Here is a 16,815-nt window from a genome sequence, read left to right as displayed (position 1 = left end):
TTCCCTCTTGTCGAATGACAGATAGTATTGAGTTTTTTGACACATAGGTCTGATTTGAACCTGTAAGTGTCGCAAACGGCTCGTACTCTATGATGGATCAATACGCAGCTTCGGCCCATAGCTGCCGTTCAGCAAGTCGGCCCGATGCTGCGCTGCGGCCCGACAAAGCAGTCATTGGCAGATGGCGGATATCCTTCCTCACCTACGACAAAAACCTGCCAAAACCGCAAAGGTTTTGCCGGGGGTTTTTGTCATCGCTAAGCGATTGATCGTGGGTGGGGCGGGACGCTCGGCCAAAAACGACCGTTTTTGCGACAGTCAGATGCTCTAGCTGCTTGTTGTTCGAATATTACTATTGCGTCTCACTTTAGTGAACGATGGCGCTTAGATTGCCGTCGCTAGGGATGTTCGATCCGCAAAATTTCGGATGACTCGCTGCGATACTTCAAAGATACCTGCCGTTGTCCTTAAGTCGTCATATCTCACGACCTCACCGATGCGATCAAAAATACAACCGGAGCGCTTCAGGATACGTTCGACGTAAAGATCGTATACCGAAACGATGTTTTCCATTCCGGCGTGTTCTGCGGTCTCGAATAAACCACGCAACAGTTCCCGTGTTGCGGTATTGATCATGTCTTCACCGAATTTACGACACGCTCGGGTATCGACGCAAAACCGTGAGCTTTCCCAGATAAGTGGATGGCGTATGACTGCGTTCTTGCCCATCACTTCAGGAAAAACATCGCTCAACATATGAGGCCCAGTGGTTGGCAATAGGCGAAGAGATGCGAGGAGCTGACCTTCTCCGTCTGAGACAACGATATAGAGTGGGTCTATATCATCAAAGCGGTCGATTTCATAACCGTCGCGCACGTCGACCCGCCATCCACGTCGTTCCGAAAATTGACGCGCTCTCAGCTGGTGCATCTGATGGATAAGGCTCTCATTACCGCCTCGGTTGCGAAACGAAATTTGATGGATCATGGTTCTTCTCTTCGCCAACTAACACTGATGAGACAGACTTAGGCGAAGGCGACGAGTCCGTTAACGACCAATAATTGGGGTATTGATGCCAGCCACAATTGCACCATGCGCCAAGGCAATCGCAACGGCCTGTGTCTTGTTGGCAACGCCCAGCTTGGCAATGGCGTTCTTCAGATAGAAGGCCACAGTGTCCTGCGAAAGCTGAAGAATTCGCGCAGTTTCCCAAGCAGTTTTGCCTGCGGCTGCCCACTGAAGTACTTCCGTTTCGCGATTAGACAGCTTTAGCGGCGAGACGGCGCAATCGCTGGCTTGCCCCCTCCTGACCTGCTGGTGAGACAGAAAAGCCAGATAGATGATTTCAGACAGGAACTCTTTCTTGAACAGATGCCAGCTTTTTTCCCGCGCCTCCATATTGATCGAAAAGAGTGCTGTGATGTTTCTTTCATCTCGAATGGGAATTGTAATCCCGTTATCCCTGATCCCATGTTCAGACGCCTCGCCGAAAAAGTCTTGGATGCGTTTTTCCTTCTTGTCGATGGTTGACCAATCGACGGGAAGGAAATTCCTCAAGCCGTTCTGCACGACTGGATCGATGCGGTGATAGTCTCGCTCATTATACCTTTCGAACCATGAGGCGGGATAGCTGGTCTTGATGACAGTTTCCACTTCGCCACTATCTGTCCGGTCGGCGCGAAAATAGGTGAAATGCTCTATGCCATAATCGCGCCCTATGTCACAAAGTTCCGCAATAATGTCGGCGTTGTGATCGACTATAACCTTTTCCTGGAAAAGATTCGAAATCAGGTGGTGGTTTTCAGAAGCTTCGGTGCTCATGAATCCTCCGAACGAATCGCCTACGCGTAAAGGCTAGATAGTCGTACAGTAGGCCAGAGGTCTTTCCAGACAACAACTTATCACGGGGATGGCGAGAAGTCGCCACTGCAACCTTTGCGGTAAATACCCCAAAACGGGGGTGATGAAGAAAACAAGAACGGCAGCAACTCTTCTCAGCAAGGGCACGGTCAAACTGAGGAAGGAGTGCAGCAATGAGAAGCACGCCAAGGACGAGTGCAAGAGTAACGTCGCATTTCGGTGAACTCATTCAGGGACCGTATCAGCTGGATGGCGGCTGGGAGTACAGCCTCGTCACCTTGCCGTGCCGGGCGCTGTCGACAGTGATGAGTCTGACGGGTTCAAGGTATCACTCGATCGGACCTCGCACGCGGCGACTGTGGGAAAACCTGCACGAACAGTTTGATCTGCCGCTCACCTATCGCATCTCCAAAAAGAGTAATATCCCAATCGGGAAAGGCCTTGGTTCATCGACCAGTGATCTTTTTTGCGCGGGGCTTCTCTTCGAGAAGGTTTACAGAAAGTTCGCCTCTATAGATCAGCTCTTCGCCACATGCACCGGTGGTGAGGTGGCGAGCGACCCACTGCATCTCGATTTCCCTGCAATCTTCGCGCAGCAGAAGAAGTCCGTGTTGGCGCGGATCAAGACAGTCAACACCAATATCAGTTTCATTGGAACGTTCTCCAAAGAAGTCGATCAGATCGAAACAGAGGCGCTTGCGATCCGGAACTACTCTGAAGATCACGTGAAAGCCTACAATGTCAGCAAGGCGCTACTGAGCTACGGGCTTGCCTCTGGTTGCGCTCGCTCCGTCGCGCGGGCCTGCGCGATTTCCGCCGAGATGAATGCCGATTTCGTCCATCTGAAGGATTTCAAGGAAATCTTCGAGATGCAGTTCAAGCTGGGTGCTTTTGGGTACGCGATCAGCCATTCAGGGCCCGCAATCTCGCTGATGTTCGATGATCCGGAAAAACGAGACAAGGCTCTCCCGAAGCTCAAGGAGGGTGGTTATGACGCTTTTGCGTTCGAAGGGCGTGTTTGATCAGATTATTAAATCAAACCTCCATTGCGACTCCGATGGGCTCGATGGATGGATGCGCTTCGATGTGATGAAGTGTATCCCAGCGACCTACATCATCGAAAAGGCAATTTCGGAAGGTCATATCGACAGCGACACCGTCGTGATTGAAACGACGTCGGGATCGTTCGGCGTGGGGCTTGCAGAAGTTTGTTGTCGCTATGGGTTGGAGCTGCATCTGGTATCGGACCCGGCGATAGAAGGCGTCGCTGCGACTAAGGCCCGGGCGCTCGGCGCGACGGTACACATCGTCCGGGTGCCAGATGCATCGGGTAACTTCCAGAAGGCCCGGCTAGCGATGGTTCAGGACTTGAAACAGACCTATCAGAAGCACTTCATCCCAGAGCAGTACGATAATCCCGACAATGTCAAAGCGTATCTGGCTTGTGCCGACCACTACCTCACAGAGACAGGGTTCGTCCCCGACGTTCTGATTGCCTCAGTCGGATCGGGTGGCTCCTCAAGAGGGCTCTACACCCAGTTCTCCCTCGCCAATCCAGACCTCGCCTTGATGGGCGTAGACACTCCCAGATCGGTTTTGTTCGGGGATCAGGACGGCAAGAGAGTACTGCGCGGATTAGGTAATTCGGTGACACCAAAGATCTTCTGCCCGTCAATATTCGCAGAGGCACACTGGGTCACCTATGACTGTGCTGTCACAGGCGCGCTGAGGCTTTACCGAGAACTTGGGTATTTCTGCGGGCTGACCTCTGGAGGGGTTTATTTGACCCATAAGGCGGTCCGTCGCAGGAACCCGAAGGCGCGCATCCTATCCATTTTCCCAGACAACGGGTATCGCTATACGGACGACTTGATGGATTGCGACGAAGCGCTGGTATCGGAACAATCTGCACCGGATGAAATCACGGGATTTCCTGACGGGTCTGCTCACTGGTCATACAGGAAATTGCGGGAGAAAACCCATGCATGAGAAAATTACGTTTTTTTCGAACAACCTTAACAACCTCGACGAAAACAAGGTGGGCTTTACCAACTATCTCCGGGACATCGGCTGCACGGTTACGATCTGCGATGTTAATACTCTGTGCTACAAGGCAGGAGAGTTCATTGCTCGCGGCAACGAGGTGCGTCATGAGCTGAACCTCGCTGACGGCATCCCATCGGACATAAATGTGTACCTTGAAGAGCAGGACGTGATCTGGCTGTTGAACCAACCTGCCCCTTGTTTCGGGGTTGATGCCTGGTCGCTTCTTTGGGCACTGAACCAGAGAGTGCCCTTTGTGAATGCTGTGGCAAATACATACCTCACTAACAATAAAGGGTTTCTGGCCGGGATACTGGACGAGGATAGCCTGGTTGACACAGTGGTATCCTATGACGCGGACGATCACCGGCAATTTTCTGAGAAATACAGCGGTAGCATCATCAAACCACCCTCGGACGGTTGCGGGAGCCGAGTGTTTCTGGTTGACCCATCGGGTGATAATTTCGGTGTTATTCTTCAGACGATGTGTGGCGGTTCCTCCGGTTCTCATATCCATGCAGACGCAATTACTGGACTGAACCGAACCTACGCCGTGTCCCAAAAATTTCTTCCGGGCAGCGAGGCGCGAGTGATCCTGGCTGGTGGGAAGTTTATAGGTGGCTACGGCAAAACCGCGCCGGATAACGACCATCGTGCAAACTTCGCGCAAGGCGGTGGATTCAGACGTGTCGATTTCTCTGAAAGTGATACGCATCGGTTCGGGAAGATTGCCCAGAAACTAAGCGACATCGGAGTCAACTTCTGTGGTTTGGACGTGCGCGACGGCAAAGTCCTAGAGTTCAATTTGGTCGATCCAGGCGGGCTTCACACGATAAAAAGAGAATTCGGCGAGGACCTTCATGGCGTTGCTTGGGACGCCATTGTCGAAAGCCTTCACGCATGATGGCCACCAATGTCGCCCCCCGGACAGGCATTGAACCGATCGGCTGGGCATACATCGCCTTATCAACACTGACGCTTCTCTCATTCTGGATGTACCGAGCGAATATCAATTTTTATGTCTACGACAACGGCGGCAGCCAATTCGAAATTTCACTTTTTGAAACAGCGTATTTCCTTCCGTCGATGTTCATTACGTATATCGGTGGTATAATCGCAGACCGATCAAAGGCATTGCTAAGATGGCTTATCCTATTTGCCACGCTAAATCTGGCGCTACTCGCAGGTGTCGCAGTTATGACCTATATCAGCGCGTTTCCGTTTTTGGGTCTGCTCGCTGCGACGGTTGCACTTGGAGTTATCGGCTCTCTCAGGAACCCACCGGCGGCAATCTTTGTGCGCATGATCTCTCCAAAACCGGCGATTGCGCAGATGAACGCTCTCCTCTCTGCCGGTTTCAACGTGGCGCGCATCACCGGGCCGCTCGCGGTTGGTGTGCTAGCGGTTTCTTTGACGACAGAAAATATCTTCATCGTCATACCGATAATCTGCATACCACTCGTTCTATTTTTCATTCTCATTCAAAGGCGAGTGAGTTCCGTAATCGACAAAGCGAACACTGCGGATGCCAATCCAAGCGCGGCGCCCGTCAGCGCCTTAAGCTTGGCGCGAGCGTATAGATTTTTTCTCGGCGCTATCGTGGTTTTCTTTCTGTCATCCAATCTTTTGTGGACAACGCTTCCTTTCGAAATTGAAGCATCATTTGGGAAATCGCAGGAACTTGTTTCCTACGCTTATGCTGTTTTTGGGGTCGGAGCAATTCTTGGCTCTGTCGCTCAACCGATTGTCTACAGACGGTACGGTGTGCGGTGGTGTTTTTCTGGTGGAGCACTGCTCTATGGCATTTATTTCGTCGCGGCACTGGCAATGGATGGTTGGCCGGTGTTCTGTTCTATTGCCGCAGCCGGAGCGGGTATGGGCATCTTCTACTCTTCAATCAACACTCATGTCTTGATGTCGCCGAATCCGACTAACCACGGACGGCTACTAGCGCTGTCGATCATGCTGACAAACGGCTTTCTTGCCATTGGCAGCATGACCCTATCCTCAGTCGCAACCTGGGGGTCGGACGAGTTGGCCTACACTGTTAGTATTATTTTTCTACTCGTCGTGACTCCCGCCATAAGCCTCAAAATCAAGTAGGAAACCTGATGCTTTATATCCTTGAGACGACGTCAACCGGTTCCGGTCTCGACTGCTATTTCGACTTGGCAGTCAAAGGCGAGACGGTACTGGTAACCGACTCTATTGAGAAGTACGCCAAAGACATAAACAGAGAGCGGCTAAGCGAGATTCGTGTGATCTCACATCGTGAATTCAATGCCTCACTTGAGACCGGAAACTGGCGGTACAACGCGCCCCAATGTATAATGTCGAATTCCGACGCTTATCTTATACTCGCAGCCGAGGCATCTCGCCGCCTAAGTCTACCTAGCCCTGCTCCGGAAGATCTCGATTTCTTTATGAACAAAGGCGATATGCGGCGCGCTATGATAGATGCGGGTTTGCCCACTCCAAAGATCCACGCCGTAGCCAGCGCGTGTGATGCGCGTAGTTACAAGGGCACCTTCCCGGTCGTTGCCAAACCGGCGAAGGGTACAGGGAGCATTGGAGTGAGGCTGTGTCGAGACGAAAAAGAACTTTCTGAATGGAGTGCGGAAGCGGCGTCGGTTAACGATCGTAATGCAGGCTTCCTGCTGGAGGGCTTCATCCCTGGCCCACTTTATTCGATGGAACTGATCCATCGAGGTCAGGGTGACCTCGTGCTATTGGGCCACACGAACCGCACCTTGGGACCGCCGCCTTATTTCGTTGAAACGTCTTACGCATTTCCCGTGCAGGTGCCTGAGGATGTCAGTCAGGATGTTCTTCGCCAAGTTCGGATGCTTTGCGTTGACATCCAAAGCTCAATGATGCTGCACGTTGAATATGTCGTCGATTTGGAGACCGGCACGCCAAAGCTTATCGAAATCAATCCTAGGGTTGCTGGGGGCATGCTCTCACGCATGATCAGCCTTTCTCTCGGCGAGAGTATTTTTGTGATTTGCTCCAAGGCGTGGACGCAAACACCACCAGAAAGCGTGGCAAGTACCTACTCCAGCGGATACTTCCACACTTGGAAGTACGCCGATAGAGACGGAGAGATCATCGAGATGCGAATGCCACAGGCGATGCAAGGATCCAATTACGTCATCGACTATTTCGTTAGCAAAAAGGTGGGAGATCAAGTTGCGCCATCTATGGATTTCCGCGGCGAGATATTGAGCCTTCTCGTTGGTGCAAAAAACAGCCAACTCGCCGCTGATGTTGGGCGCAACATTGTAGATAGCTCAGAAATCCGTATTCGGGAGAAGATCGTGACGGCGGTTTGAACCTGTCGTGGCTTGGTTCATAGGCCATGCGTCGGCCCTTGATCATTCTCGCGCTCGTTTTCAACCTCCTGATCCTTCTCCTGGTCTCGTTCGTCCTCGATCCCCAGCTTCTCGCGCGGCTTGTTCAGCACGTCCTTCAGGCGCTCGTTCACGGACGGCCTGCGCTCTTCGCGCCCGGTATCCTCGTCAAGCTCCGGATCGCTGTGCCCGTCCAGCCTGTGAACCGCCGCCTGGCCGTCGCGCCTGGCGTGCCCCCATCGGGTGGTCCAGTTTGATTGTTAGTGCATCGTTGGTCTCAGGTCCATTGGAACGATGCTTTCGGGCGCGGGTGGACGATATCCCAATGAGCTATGTGGCCTGACCGTGTTGTAGCGGATGCGCCATTGCTCGATCAGGATTTGTGCTTCGCGCAAGCTATGGAACAGCTCGCCGTTGAGCAGCTCATCCCGGAACCGGGCGTTGAAGCTTTCGCAATATCCGTTCTCCCAAGGTGATCCTGGTTCGATATAGGCGGTCTTAGCGCCGACGGCGGCAATCCAGTCCCGCATCTTCTGCGCGATAAATTCCGGGCCATTGTCGGACCTTATGTATTCCGGTGGGCCGCGGAGGATGAACAGGTCAGTCAGTGCGTCCAGCACATCGGTTGAGTTGAGCTTGCGGTCGGCGCGGATCATGAGTGCCTCCCTGGTTTATTCGTCGATGATATTGAGCGTTCGGTAAGTGCGGCCTTCAGCCGTGCGATCTTGGACGAAGTCATAGGACCAGACGTGATTGGGGCGCTCGGGACGCAGCCGCACACACGACCCGTCGTTCAGCCAGAGCCGTCCTCTCTTCTTCTGTTTCTGTGGGACTTTCAGCCCTTCGCGTCGCCAGATACGCTCAACCCGCTTGTGGTTCACACACCAGCCCGCGTTGTTCAGCAACCCGGTGACCATGCGATATCCATAGCGCCCGTACTGGTCAGCCAGCTTGACCTGCCCCCCGCGAAATCCCTCACCGTAATGTAGAGTCTGCGCCAACACTGAAGGAGCAGACACATGCGAAAGAGCCGTTTCACCGAGGCGCAGATTATCGGGATGATCAAAGAGCAAGAGGCCGGCATGCCGACAGCCGAGGTGTGCCGCAGGCATGGCCTAAGCACGGCGACTTTCTACAAGTTGAAGGCCAAGTATGGCGGGATGGAAGTGTCCGAGGCGGCCAGGCTGAAGGCGCTCGAGGGCGAGAACGCTAAGCTCAAGCGCCTGCTGGCCGATACCATGCTGGACAATGTGGTGCTGAAAGACCTTCTGGGAAAGAGCTGACGACATTGACGAAGCGGCGAGACGCGGCGCTCCGAGTGATGCGGGATCATGACATCTCGCAGCGCCGGGCCTGCAAGCTGGTTGGTGTCGATCCAAAGACAGTCCGGCGTGAACGCCCGCCGGACTGTGCCGAGATCCGCAAGGAGATGCAGGAGATCGCCGGCAAGCGACGTCGGTTCGGCTACCGCCGGATCGGGGTGCTGCTGGAACGCAAAGGCATGAGCATGAACCACAAGAAGCTATACCGGATCTACCGCGAGGAAGGGCTATCCGTAAAAAAGCGGCGCGGTCGCTAGCGCGCACGTGGGACGAGGACGCCGATGCCGGTCGCGGGACGCCCCAATGCGCGCTGGTCCTTGGATTTCGTGTCTGACAGCTTCGGCCCATTGCAGACATTGGTCATGGGTAGCTGTCGCTGCGGTGCGGCCCGTCAGACCGGCCATTCGCTGCGCGCGCAAGATCTTGGATGCTGCGGACCGGTAGTGTGCGGACGAAGCAGACAATTCAAAAGCGACTTTGAATGTCCGCTGTTGATTTTTGCGCTTATCAAAGGTAATCGGGTCGCCTGTCTCAACCCCGAACCCCACGGAAGTCCGATGTAGTCGCAGCGCACATAATCAGACCAACACCTTGGTAAATCCTGCCGGGTGGTTTTGTGCGACCAATCGATACATTGTGAGACTGTTATGAATATCCAGAAATACCCGCGTACGCGGCACATTGAAGGCTCACGCCTTCAGGTGGGCGATATGGCGGATGACAAACCAATCAAAGAGCTTTCAGGCCAGCTCCTGATTGTCGAAGAAAAGCTTGACGGGGCCAACTCCGCCGTGTCCTTCGATGCGGATGGCAATCTGCTGCTGCAAAGCCGTGGGCATTATCTGACTGGTGGCGGTCGGGAACGTCACTTTGCCTTGCTCAAGACATGGGCTGCGGCCCATGCCCATGTCCTGCACCCGGTGCTGGGCCATCGTTTCGTCATGTATGGCGAATGGATGTACGCCAAGCACACTGTGTTCTACGACCGGCTGCCCCACTACTTCATGGAGTTCGATGTGCTGGACCGGGAGACGGGCGCATTCCTGAGCACGGCGGCCCGTCGGTCTCTGCTCACCGGATTGCCAATCATGCCGGTGCCTGTCGTGCATACGGGCGAAATCAAATCAGTTGAACAGTTGGTCAGCCTGACCCGGCCTTCACCGTACAAATCGGAAGCGTGGCGTGATGCACTGTCGGTGGCGGCAGAGCGGTCCGGCAGCCGTCCTGACATGGTTGACCAGCAGACGGAGGACAGCGACCTGGCCGAAGGGCTTTACCTGAAGAAAGAAAATGCGGACCACGTGGAGGATCGGTTCAAGTTCGTCCGGGCTGACTTCTTACAGGCGATTGAAGCGGCTGACGGGCATTGGCACGACCGTCCTATCCTGCCGAACAGCTTGGCCGATGGTATCGATATCTTTGCGCCCACGTTGGGTGTGAAAGGGGCCTACGATGCGTAAGCCCGACACTCACTCCGTCACCCACGATCACCTGCTGGCCTTGGTCCCAACTGGCCCAGTTTGGCAGGTGGACTGGGGCGAAATTTGGTCGTTATGGCCAGAGCTCGCCACCCTCGACACCTGTCCGCAGGACCCGATCCATCATGCCGAAGGCGATGTCGGGACCCACACACGGATGGTTGTCGAGGCTTTGGTTGCGGACCCAGACTGGCAAGGTCTTCCCGATCTGGACCGGGCCAACCTGTTCTGGGCCGCCATCTTGCATGATGTCGGCAAGCCCGCCGTCACAAAGCATGAGGATGACGGGCGCATATCTTCCCGTGGCCATTCCCGTGTTGGTGCATCCATTGCACGGGAACTGCTGTGGTATGCGGGGTCTCCGTTTGCTTGGCGTGAAGCCTTGTGCGGGATCATCGCCCACCATCAACTGCCGTTCTGGCTGATCGAGCGGCCTGACCCCAATCGCTTGGCCATTGAAACATCGTGGCGGTGCAGGCCGGATCACATTTGCATTCACGCCAAAGCCGATGCGTTGGGTCGGACATGTCAGGACCAGCGGGCTATCCTGGAAAGCGTCGGCCTCGCTGCACTGACCTTCAAAGAGGCCGGTTGCTGGGATCACCCATTCGCCTTCGCCAACGATGAAAGCCGGGTCGCCTTTTTCGAACTGGAGCATCGTGATCCGCACTATGCGGCTCATGAGGCGTTCCCATGCACGATCACCGTCATGTCGGGCCTCCCTGGTGCAGGGAAGGATACCTGGATAGCCAAGCATCGCCCGGAACATCCAGTGGTCAGCTTGGATGCCATCCGGGGCGAACTGGGCGTCTCTGCCACCGATAACCAGGGCCAGGTCATCCAGGCGGCACATGAACAGGTGAGAGAGCACCTGCGGGCCGAACGTGATTTTGTATGGAACGCAACCAATGTGACACGGCAGAACCGACTACGGGTTCTGCGGCTTCTGCGTGACTACGGTGCTCGGATCGAGATCGTCTATCTCGAACCACGCCCAGATCAACTACGGCGCCAGAACCGGGATCGACCAGATGCTGTCCCCGATGCTGTCATAGCGCACCTGGCAAAAAAGTTAGAGCCGCCGCAGTTGTGGGAAGCGCATAGGGTAAATCTGGTATAGCAACACCGCGCGAATGCGGACATTCAAGCGTAACGCAGCATCCGGTAGGTATGGGCTCTCACCAGACCTTCTCCGCACGCGCACACGTGCATGTTAAGCTTAGGTGCCAATGTCTGGTTGGCGCTGTGGTGGATCGTGGCGGATGGGAGGAACCATCATGACCATTGCAAACTTACCTGCCATTCGGGCCTGTCGCCCTGCCTGGAACAAGGGTCGCGTCGTAGGACAGAAGCGTCCCCTGATGCCAAAACATGTCTGGGCCATCCGAGTACGTCTCGAAATAGCTGAGAACCATCGCGATCTGGCGTTATTCAGCCTCGCCATCGACAGCAAGCTTCGCGGTTGCGATCTGGTAAAGCTGAAGGTCGCGGACATCTACGCTTCCGGTCAGGTCAAGGAGCGCGCCTCGATCATCCAAAGCAAGACGCAGCGACCCGTGCGGTTTGAGATCACCGAGGGGACGCGCAAATCCATTCTGCGATGGATGGAGGAGCCGCTAATGGTTGGTTCGGAATACCTGTGGCCCGGTCGGTTTCACGAACGGCTGCACATTTCGACCCGGCAATACGCGCGGCTTGTCCGCGAATGGGTCAAATCGATCGGGCTCGATCCCACATCGTTCGGAACTCATCCAATGTGACGAACCAAAGTTGCACACATTTACCGCAAGACCGGTAACCTGCACGCGGTTCAACTGTTGCTCGGCCATACGAAGATGGACAGCACCGTTCGATACCTCGGTGTCGAACTCGAAGACGCGCTAGCGATCTCTGAAGCCGTTGAAATCTAAAGACAAGGGCCGCCTTCACGGACGGCCCAGAGCCGTCATTGGCCACTCAATATTATCGCTGCATTGCGGTCCGTCGAAGGAGACATTCGTCGGAATTGCAAATAACTTAGTTCCAAAAGATATTTTGTCAGGGCATTTCTCTTAGATTATGAGCTGCACCAACCCAGCAACGCTTGCAGCTACCACTCCGTCCTGAATGATTTTTTGTTTCGCTTCTGTTGAAAGAGCTTCGCCCTTCAACATGGACTTGGCATTGGCCGCAAGTGTCACCATCGCGGCGACGCCCATACTCTCGACAATGTCCGCGTCGGCTCCATGTCCGAGCTTTTGTAAAGCCGAGGACGTGTCAGCTGCAAGGTCGGTATTGCTGAAACCAGAGGAAGACCAATCTGGTGAAGAGGCAGCAACCTCACTCGTTACGAGCACGTCGATGTTTTCGTATTTTTCGTTGTGGTCACGTACGTAAGACGCGTAATTTGTCGCCTTGAGCTGGACTTCTGAAACATAGCCTGTCTCAACATTGATAATTCTCACATCTGCGCCAGCGTGATTTGTATCGCCGAAAAGCTCGACGATATACTCGTCGCGATCCAGGTTCTCTTTTTGCTGAAACGCAAGCTCGTGATAGATCCCTTTCACGTTGTTTTTGAGCCCGGAAATTTGCTCAACAGATAGCGATTGCACGTATTCAGACAGCTCAAGTTCACTAGCATCAGCAAGGCTTTTGTTTGATCGACGTAGCGCCTGTAGAACCAATTCCTCGTCTTCCGTGAAGGAAGGGACGGTGTCTGACATCAGTTTCAGTATTGTGGCAGATACGACACCTGTTGCGACAGGGGCAGCAGAAGAGGGATTTCTTCTGACTGATGACTTTTGCCCATTCGTCGTTGAAAGGGCTTCGAACATTTCAACCAAGTTTACCTTGCAATCTTCAAGGCGCATCAACGGAAGATCCGGCCAGTCGCTGACTTTGGCAATGCAGACGTCCAACTGTTCGAGGAAATCATGTTTTAAGTTACGCTGCAGGGTCTCAGCGGTGAGTGGGTCCAAAACGGCGTTCTGATTTGCTCGCTCGCGAAATGCCGTGGCCAACATCAAACATGTCTCGACGAACCGCATTTCTTGCGGGTCTAGGGATTTTTTCTTGCGCCGTCTTCCGGTCCATTTTCCAACAAGTTTGCGAGATCCAAAATATGCGAGCGCGCCTCCAGCGGCAGCTACACCCAGTACAATCCACCCGCCAGTTACAACGCTTCCGCCTATCCACGCCAACGCGGCACTGTTGAAAGCTGCCCCTGAAAGTGAAGAGATGGCCGTGCCTGTGCTGGCTGTTCCGAGAATGGATGCGATGGAAAATAGACTTGCTGTCGTACCTGCCGCAGCCAGTTTCCCTGAAAGCGCTGTAACGATCCTTGCCGAAGTGCCACGCTTTTCAATCAACAGCGCATCGACGAGGTCTTCCAAAGAGATTGCTCCTTTTTCGAAGAAGTTCTCCGGTGTGTACTTGGTATGCCTAAGTTCAAATTCTGCGATCTTTTCAACAGCGTGATCTTTGAGAGCTTTACCCCCTTTTGCGGCGAGCTTTCCTGACTGCCGCCCCAAGGGCTTGGCGATTGCCCAGCCAGTTTTCCCCGCGACCTTGGCTAAGAACAGCGCTGAACGCCCGGTCGCACTTGCCGCTCGAGATGACAATGGAGTCTTATTTTGTTTCTTCTGATACAATTTTAGCTCTTTAAGGGGTTTGATCTGTCGGGGAAGTGGCAACCTATGATTGCTTATGTGGTTGGTAAAGCCCAATGATAACATCCGGCCCTAACCGGTCATCCAAGGCCACCGCTGGTTCCGCATCGCAACTACACCGAAGCGGTCATTAGTTGGGGCGGCCGAAGACTGGTGCCACCTTTTCAATGCGATATCTCTTCCTGAATTCGTGGAGCACCATTTCGAGCGTCGCCTCAAAAGTGCTCTGGTCAAACATCATCGTCTTCTTTGCTTCGTGAAGGTACCGCCAGTCGATAAATGCATTCTTGTGCTGCGTGAGAATATCACGAATACCGTAGTCGACGAAAAAGAGGCTGGGGTGATGTGGCATCACTGATCGCTTGAACTCCTGATCAAGCCTCTGTTGACTTTCGGGCAACAAGGCATCGAACAGCTTTGTTAAGTCGTGAGACTTAAGTACATTTGGATTGTCATGATCGAAAACGAACCATGCCTTGAGCGCCAATTCCATTGAAAGAGCCAGCAGCATTGGCTCAACGCCGACATGTTCTCGGTCGGCCCAATCCTCAATCTCGTCAAGCTGTTGGTCTGGAAAGCTCCTCGTCTTCCGCAAAATCGCCCTCGCGGCATCGCAGATTCGAATAGCGGTCGATAGACGAGCGCTCATATTTAGTCCTCTTGCTTGCCTGTAGCCAGATTGGATGCCAAGCGGCTCTCATGCAAGTCGGCAAGCTGTAAGGTTCCATGACGGCCCATTGCAGACATTGGTCATGGGTAGCTGTCGCTGCGGTGCGGCCCGTCAGACCGGCCATTCGCTGCGCGCGCAAGATCTAGGATGCTGCGGACCGGTAGTGTGCGGACGTTACTGCCTTTCGCTTCGGTTGCGCCAATGGCGGCTTTGGATGAATGGGCTGGGTCACAAACGGTCGGTTTTGCCCGCGACAGAAACGTATGAGTTTGGGCGTTTAAACTATCCGCTTGCACACCAAACACGACCAGTAAGCAGCATCGCCGACCACAAGATCACACGCCTCGACGAACTCATCCACTCGCGCTACGCTGCCCAAGCAGCGTAGCAAGCCTCGCGCCGATTCAACAGGTCGGGTTCAGCGGACGGGCACTTTTGGGATCAAGCAGCGGCTTGCTATTCTTCAGATGCCGCCTGATGATCGTCTTCTGGGTTGATCCGTCAGGTATCACCCGCGCTGGCTTTGGCTGAAACGCTAAATCAATCAGTTCAGGGAAGATGGTAAACACTTCTTCGCGTGCTTCTTTCGGCAGCGTCCGAAGCGCCTCTGGTCCAGCAAAGAGGCTTTCGCTGGGTGCGCCTTCAGCAAAAATCACCTCGTGACGGTCAAAAAGGATGTGGAAATATTCAACCTCTTCAATGCTGTCGTCGACAAAGATGCCCGGCAGGTCTGTCAGTTTGATGGCCGCGATCAGTGCTTCATCGGTGCCGCAAACCCGTTGCACGATCTTTGAGGACACCAACATGCGATGCTGACGTGAGGTCAGCAAATCGCGCCGCGGCAGCCCGTTGCCCAAGGCCCCCGCGACCATACGCACCGGCAATAGTTTGGGGTTCTCGAATAGGGCATTGGCCTGATAGGTGTGCGACCCGATCCAGCGGATTTTGGCTGGTCCTTCAGTTGTCACAGCCGTGTCGCCGACCGACAGCGCTTCAATCGGTAGTGGCCCATCAGCCGTCTCGATCAGTGTGCCGCGCGTAAAACAAACCGCGCCGATGATCCCAGCATAAGAGTCGGAATTTGTCGGCGTGGTGTTTTCTCGGGTAAAGCTATACGCCACGCCGGGCACGAGCGGTATCGACGGCAAATACCCTACGAGGGTGCCGGACCCTTGGGTGCTTGCTGGATTTGTGTCTATTTCTATCTCATACAATTGGACGGTGACCAATTCACCATTGATGGTGGCGGTCAGCGTATATTCCCACTCTGAATAGGCCGTGGTCTCGCTTCCGCCCGCGAGTGAGCCGATGATCGTGCCATCACCCAAAACAGCCTGACCGTATTGGTTGTCGTCATCACCATCTTCATTGGCAAATCGGTCTCCACCCAATAGACCGTCGTCATCATCAATCGTCAGGATCGTGTCAGTCGCTGGATCATAGGGCTCGGTCAGCGTAACGGTACCAGAACCGCCAATGAGACCAGCAAGGGCGTCGGGACTATACAGCTCAAAGACAGGCATTATTACACCCTGGCGAATAAAAAAGGAACACTGGATAACTAATAAGTGTTTTTGCGCAAAAGCGCAATTTATCGGAGGAAACAGAGATGTCGACTGCCTCGCATTGGCGGACGACAGCTGACATTCGCATGACGGGTAGCATCGGTCACTTCGGGCTCCAAGCCGACCTCGGATGCGACGCAGCATCCTGTGATATGGTGGCATCGTCAACGTCGGGTTGTCGTTGTGGGAGGGCATGGCGGATCGGAGGATCAGTCATGGAAACACCAAACTTACCGGCCATTCGTGCGCTTCGCCCCGCATGGAACAAGGGTCGCATCGTTGGTCAGAAGCGGCCTTTGAAACCCAAACACGTTTGGGCAATCCGCGTTCGACTTGAACTGGCCGAGAACCATCGCGACCTTGCGCTGTTCAATATGGCCATCGACAGCAAACTGCGCGGCTGCGACCTGGTGAAGATGAAAGTCGTCGACGTCATGGCGTCTGGTCAGATCAAAGAACGGGCATCGGTCCTTCAAAGCAAAACCCAGAAACCTGTGCGATTTGAGATATCCGAGGGCACACGCGCCTCTGTCGAAAAGTGGATGGAAGATGAGCTCATGGTCGGCTCGGAGTACCTTTGGCCGGGTCGGTTCCATGAACGTCTGCACATCTCGACACGCCAGTACGCCCGGATCGTCCGAGATTGGGTCACGTCGATCGGTCTGGAGGCCAGCGCATACGGAACGCATTCGATGAGGCGAACAAAGGTGACCCAGATCTACAAGAAGACGGGCAACCTGAGGGCGGTCCAGCTGCTACTTGGGCACACCAAAATGGACAGCACCGTCCGGTATCTCGGCGTGGAACTGGAAGATGCCCTTGCGATTGCAGAGGCCATTGAAATCTAGCAACTTGGGCCGTCTTCGCGGGCGGCCCA

14 protein-coding genes and 3 pseudogenes are annotated in these 16,815 nt (G+C 54.3%); 10 read left to right on the top strand and 7 right to left on the bottom strand.

Features of this window, described 5'->3' with window-relative positions:
* Positions 1–384: 384 nt before the first annotated feature.
* Both CLM60_RS02030 and CLM60_RS02025 read right to left on the bottom strand, forming a co-directional pair.
* Complete coding sequence (locus CLM60_RS02030; RefSeq protein WP_095587559.1) at positions 385–987, bottom strand: acyl-homoserine-lactone synthase; 603 nt, start codon at positions 985–987, stop codon at positions 385–387.
* A gap of 60 nt (positions 988–1,047) precedes the next feature.
* The gene (locus CLM60_RS02025) at positions 1,048–1,821 is read right to left on the bottom strand and encodes a LuxR family transcriptional regulator (RefSeq protein ID WP_095587558.1); all 774 of its coding nucleotides are present in this window, start codon (positions 1,819–1,821) and stop codon (positions 1,048–1,050) included.
* A gap of 212 nt (positions 1,822–2,033) precedes the next feature.
* On the opposite strand from CLM60_RS02025, the gene CLM60_RS02020 reads away from it, so the two are divergent.
* Genes CLM60_RS02020 through CLM60_RS02000 form a run of 5 tightly spaced genes read left to right on the top strand, consistent with a single transcriptional unit; the run spans position 2,034 to position 7,235 of the window.
* Positions 2,034–2,882 (top strand): GHMP family kinase ATP-binding protein, encoded by an 849-nt coding sequence (locus tag CLM60_RS02020; protein WP_095587557.1) that lies wholly within the window; start codon positions 2,034–2,036, stop codon positions 2,880–2,882.
* Positions 2,851–3,849 carry a pyridoxal-phosphate dependent enzyme gene (locus tag CLM60_RS02015; RefSeq protein WP_176473759.1) on the top strand — a complete coding sequence of 333 codons (999 nt, stop codon included), beginning with the start codon at positions 2,851–2,853 and terminating at the stop codon, positions 3,847–3,849. The genes CLM60_RS02020 and CLM60_RS02015 overlap by 32 nt, the downstream gene beginning before the upstream one ends.
* On the top strand, positions 3,842–4,807 hold the full coding sequence (locus CLM60_RS02010; RefSeq protein ID WP_176473758.1) for an ATP-grasp domain-containing protein: 966 nt from the start codon (positions 3,842–3,844) through the stop codon (positions 4,805–4,807). Before CLM60_RS02015 ends, CLM60_RS02010 begins: the two co-directional genes overlap by 8 nt.
* On the top strand, positions 4,804–6,006 hold the full coding sequence (locus tag CLM60_RS02005) for an MFS transporter (protein ID WP_095587554.1): 1,203 nt from the start codon (positions 4,804–4,806) through the stop codon (positions 6,004–6,006). Before CLM60_RS02010 ends, CLM60_RS02005 begins: the two co-directional genes overlap by 4 nt.
* A gap of 8 nt (positions 6,007–6,014) precedes the next feature.
* Positions 6,015–7,235 carry an ATP-grasp domain-containing protein gene (locus CLM60_RS02000; RefSeq protein ID WP_095587553.1) on the top strand — a complete coding sequence of 407 codons (1,221 nt, stop codon included), beginning with the start codon at positions 6,015–6,017 and terminating at the stop codon, positions 7,233–7,235.
* A 17-nt stretch (positions 7,236–7,252) separates the two neighbouring features.
* Here CLM60_RS02000 and CLM60_RS21290 read toward each other — a convergent pair whose 3' ends face one another.
* Together CLM60_RS21290 and CLM60_RS01990 are read right to left on the bottom strand one after the other, a co-directional pair.
* Complete coding sequence (locus CLM60_RS21290; RefSeq protein ID WP_281256654.1) at positions 7,253–7,387, bottom strand: hypothetical protein; 135 nt, start codon at positions 7,385–7,387, stop codon at positions 7,253–7,255.
* Positions 7,388–7,513: 126 nt separating this feature from the next.
* Positions 7,514–8,209: pseudogene (locus tag CLM60_RS01990) on the bottom strand (IS3 family transposase); the annotation flags it as partial.
* Positions 8,210–8,272: 63 nt separating this feature from the next.
* Between CLM60_RS01990 and CLM60_RS01985 the strand changes: the two are divergent.
* The 4 genes and pseudogenes from CLM60_RS01985 to CLM60_RS01970 form a co-directional block, all read left to right on the top strand.
* Positions 8,273–8,919, top strand: a pseudogene (locus tag CLM60_RS01985) (transposase); the annotation flags it as partial.
* A gap of 303 nt (positions 8,920–9,222) precedes the next feature.
* On the top strand, positions 9,223–10,035 hold the full coding sequence (locus tag CLM60_RS01980; protein ID WP_095587552.1) for an RNA ligase family protein: 813 nt from the start codon (positions 9,223–9,225) through the stop codon (positions 10,033–10,035).
* A complete protein-coding gene (locus tag CLM60_RS01975) occupies positions 10,028–11,173 on the top strand; it encodes an AAA family ATPase (RefSeq protein WP_095587551.1) in 1,146 nt (381 codons plus the stop codon). Before CLM60_RS01980 ends, CLM60_RS01975 begins: the two co-directional genes overlap by 8 nt.
* A gap of 157 nt (positions 11,174–11,330) precedes the next feature.
* Positions 11,331–11,963, top strand: a pseudogene (locus tag CLM60_RS01970) (tyrosine-type recombinase/integrase).
* A gap of 141 nt (positions 11,964–12,104) precedes the next feature.
* On the opposite strand, the gene CLM60_RS01965 reads toward CLM60_RS01970, so the two are convergent.
* The 3 genes from CLM60_RS01965 to CLM60_RS01955 all read right to left on the bottom strand — a co-directional run bounded on the left by CLM60_RS01965 (position 12,105) and on the right by CLM60_RS01955 (position 15,896).
* Complete coding sequence (locus CLM60_RS01965) at positions 12,105–13,685, bottom strand: hypothetical protein (RefSeq protein WP_095587611.1); 1,581 nt, start codon at positions 13,683–13,685, stop codon at positions 12,105–12,107.
* A gap of 148 nt (positions 13,686–13,833) precedes the next feature.
* Positions 13,834–14,352 carry a hypothetical protein gene (locus CLM60_RS01960; RefSeq protein WP_095587550.1) on the bottom strand — a complete coding sequence of 173 codons (519 nt, stop codon included), beginning with the start codon at positions 14,350–14,352 and terminating at the stop codon, positions 13,834–13,836.
* A 425-nt stretch (positions 14,353–14,777) separates the two neighbouring features.
* Positions 14,778–15,896, bottom strand: coding sequence for a Hint domain-containing protein (locus CLM60_RS01955; RefSeq protein WP_095587549.1), 1,119 nt, complete (start codon positions 15,894–15,896; stop codon positions 14,778–14,780).
* Positions 15,897–16,153: 257 nt separating this feature from the next.
* Between CLM60_RS01955 and CLM60_RS01950 the strand changes: the two genes are divergently transcribed.
* Positions 16,154–16,786 carry a tyrosine-type recombinase/integrase gene (locus CLM60_RS01950; protein ID WP_093037018.1) on the top strand — a complete coding sequence of 211 codons (633 nt, stop codon included), beginning with the start codon at positions 16,154–16,156 and terminating at the stop codon, positions 16,784–16,786.
* Positions 16,787–16,815 lie beyond the last annotated feature (29 nt).

Source organism: Actibacterium ureilyticum (assembly GCF_002285435.1).
Lineage (GTDB): Bacteria > Pseudomonadota > Alphaproteobacteria > Rhodobacterales > Rhodobacteraceae > Actibacterium_C > Actibacterium_C ureilyticum.
This window is presented reverse-complemented; position numbering and strand designations above follow the sequence as displayed.

Coding starts and splice junctions, on each gene's coding strand:
- CLM60_RS02015 (WP_176473759.1), top strand. CDS start 2,851: ATGACGCTTTTGCGTTCGAAGGGCGTGTTTGATCAGATTATTAAATCA.
- CLM60_RS02030 (WP_095587559.1), bottom strand. CDS start 987: ATGATCCATCAAATTTCGTTTCGCAACCGAGGCGGTAATGAGAGCCTT.
- CLM60_RS01975 (WP_095587551.1), top strand. CDS start 10,028: ATGCGTAAGCCCGACACTCACTCCGTCACCCACGATCACCTGCTGGCC.
- CLM60_RS02005 (WP_095587554.1), top strand. CDS start 4,804: ATGATGGCCACCAATGTCGCCCCCCGGACAGGCATTGAACCGATCGGC.
- CLM60_RS01980 (WP_095587552.1), top strand. CDS start 9,223: ATGAATATCCAGAAATACCCGCGTACGCGGCACATTGAAGGCTCACGC.
- CLM60_RS01960 (WP_095587550.1), bottom strand. CDS start 14,352: ATGAGCGCTCGTCTATCGACCGCTATTCGAATCTGCGATGCCGCGAGG.
- CLM60_RS01955 (WP_095587549.1), bottom strand. CDS start 15,896: ATGCCTGTCTTTGAGCTGTATAGTCCCGACGCCCTTGCTGGTCTCATT.
- CLM60_RS02010 (WP_176473758.1), top strand. CDS start 3,842: ATGCATGAGAAAATTACGTTTTTTTCGAACAACCTTAACAACCTCGAC.
- CLM60_RS01950 (WP_093037018.1), top strand. CDS start 16,154: ATGGAAACACCAAACTTACCGGCCATTCGTGCGCTTCGCCCCGCATGG.
- CLM60_RS02020 (WP_095587557.1), top strand. CDS start 2,034: ATGAGAAGCACGCCAAGGACGAGTGCAAGAGTAACGTCGCATTTCGGT.
- CLM60_RS02000 (WP_095587553.1), top strand. CDS start 6,015: ATGCTTTATATCCTTGAGACGACGTCAACCGGTTCCGGTCTCGACTGC.
- CLM60_RS02025 (WP_095587558.1), bottom strand. CDS start 1,821: ATGAGCACCGAAGCTTCTGAAAACCACCACCTGATTTCGAATCTTTTC.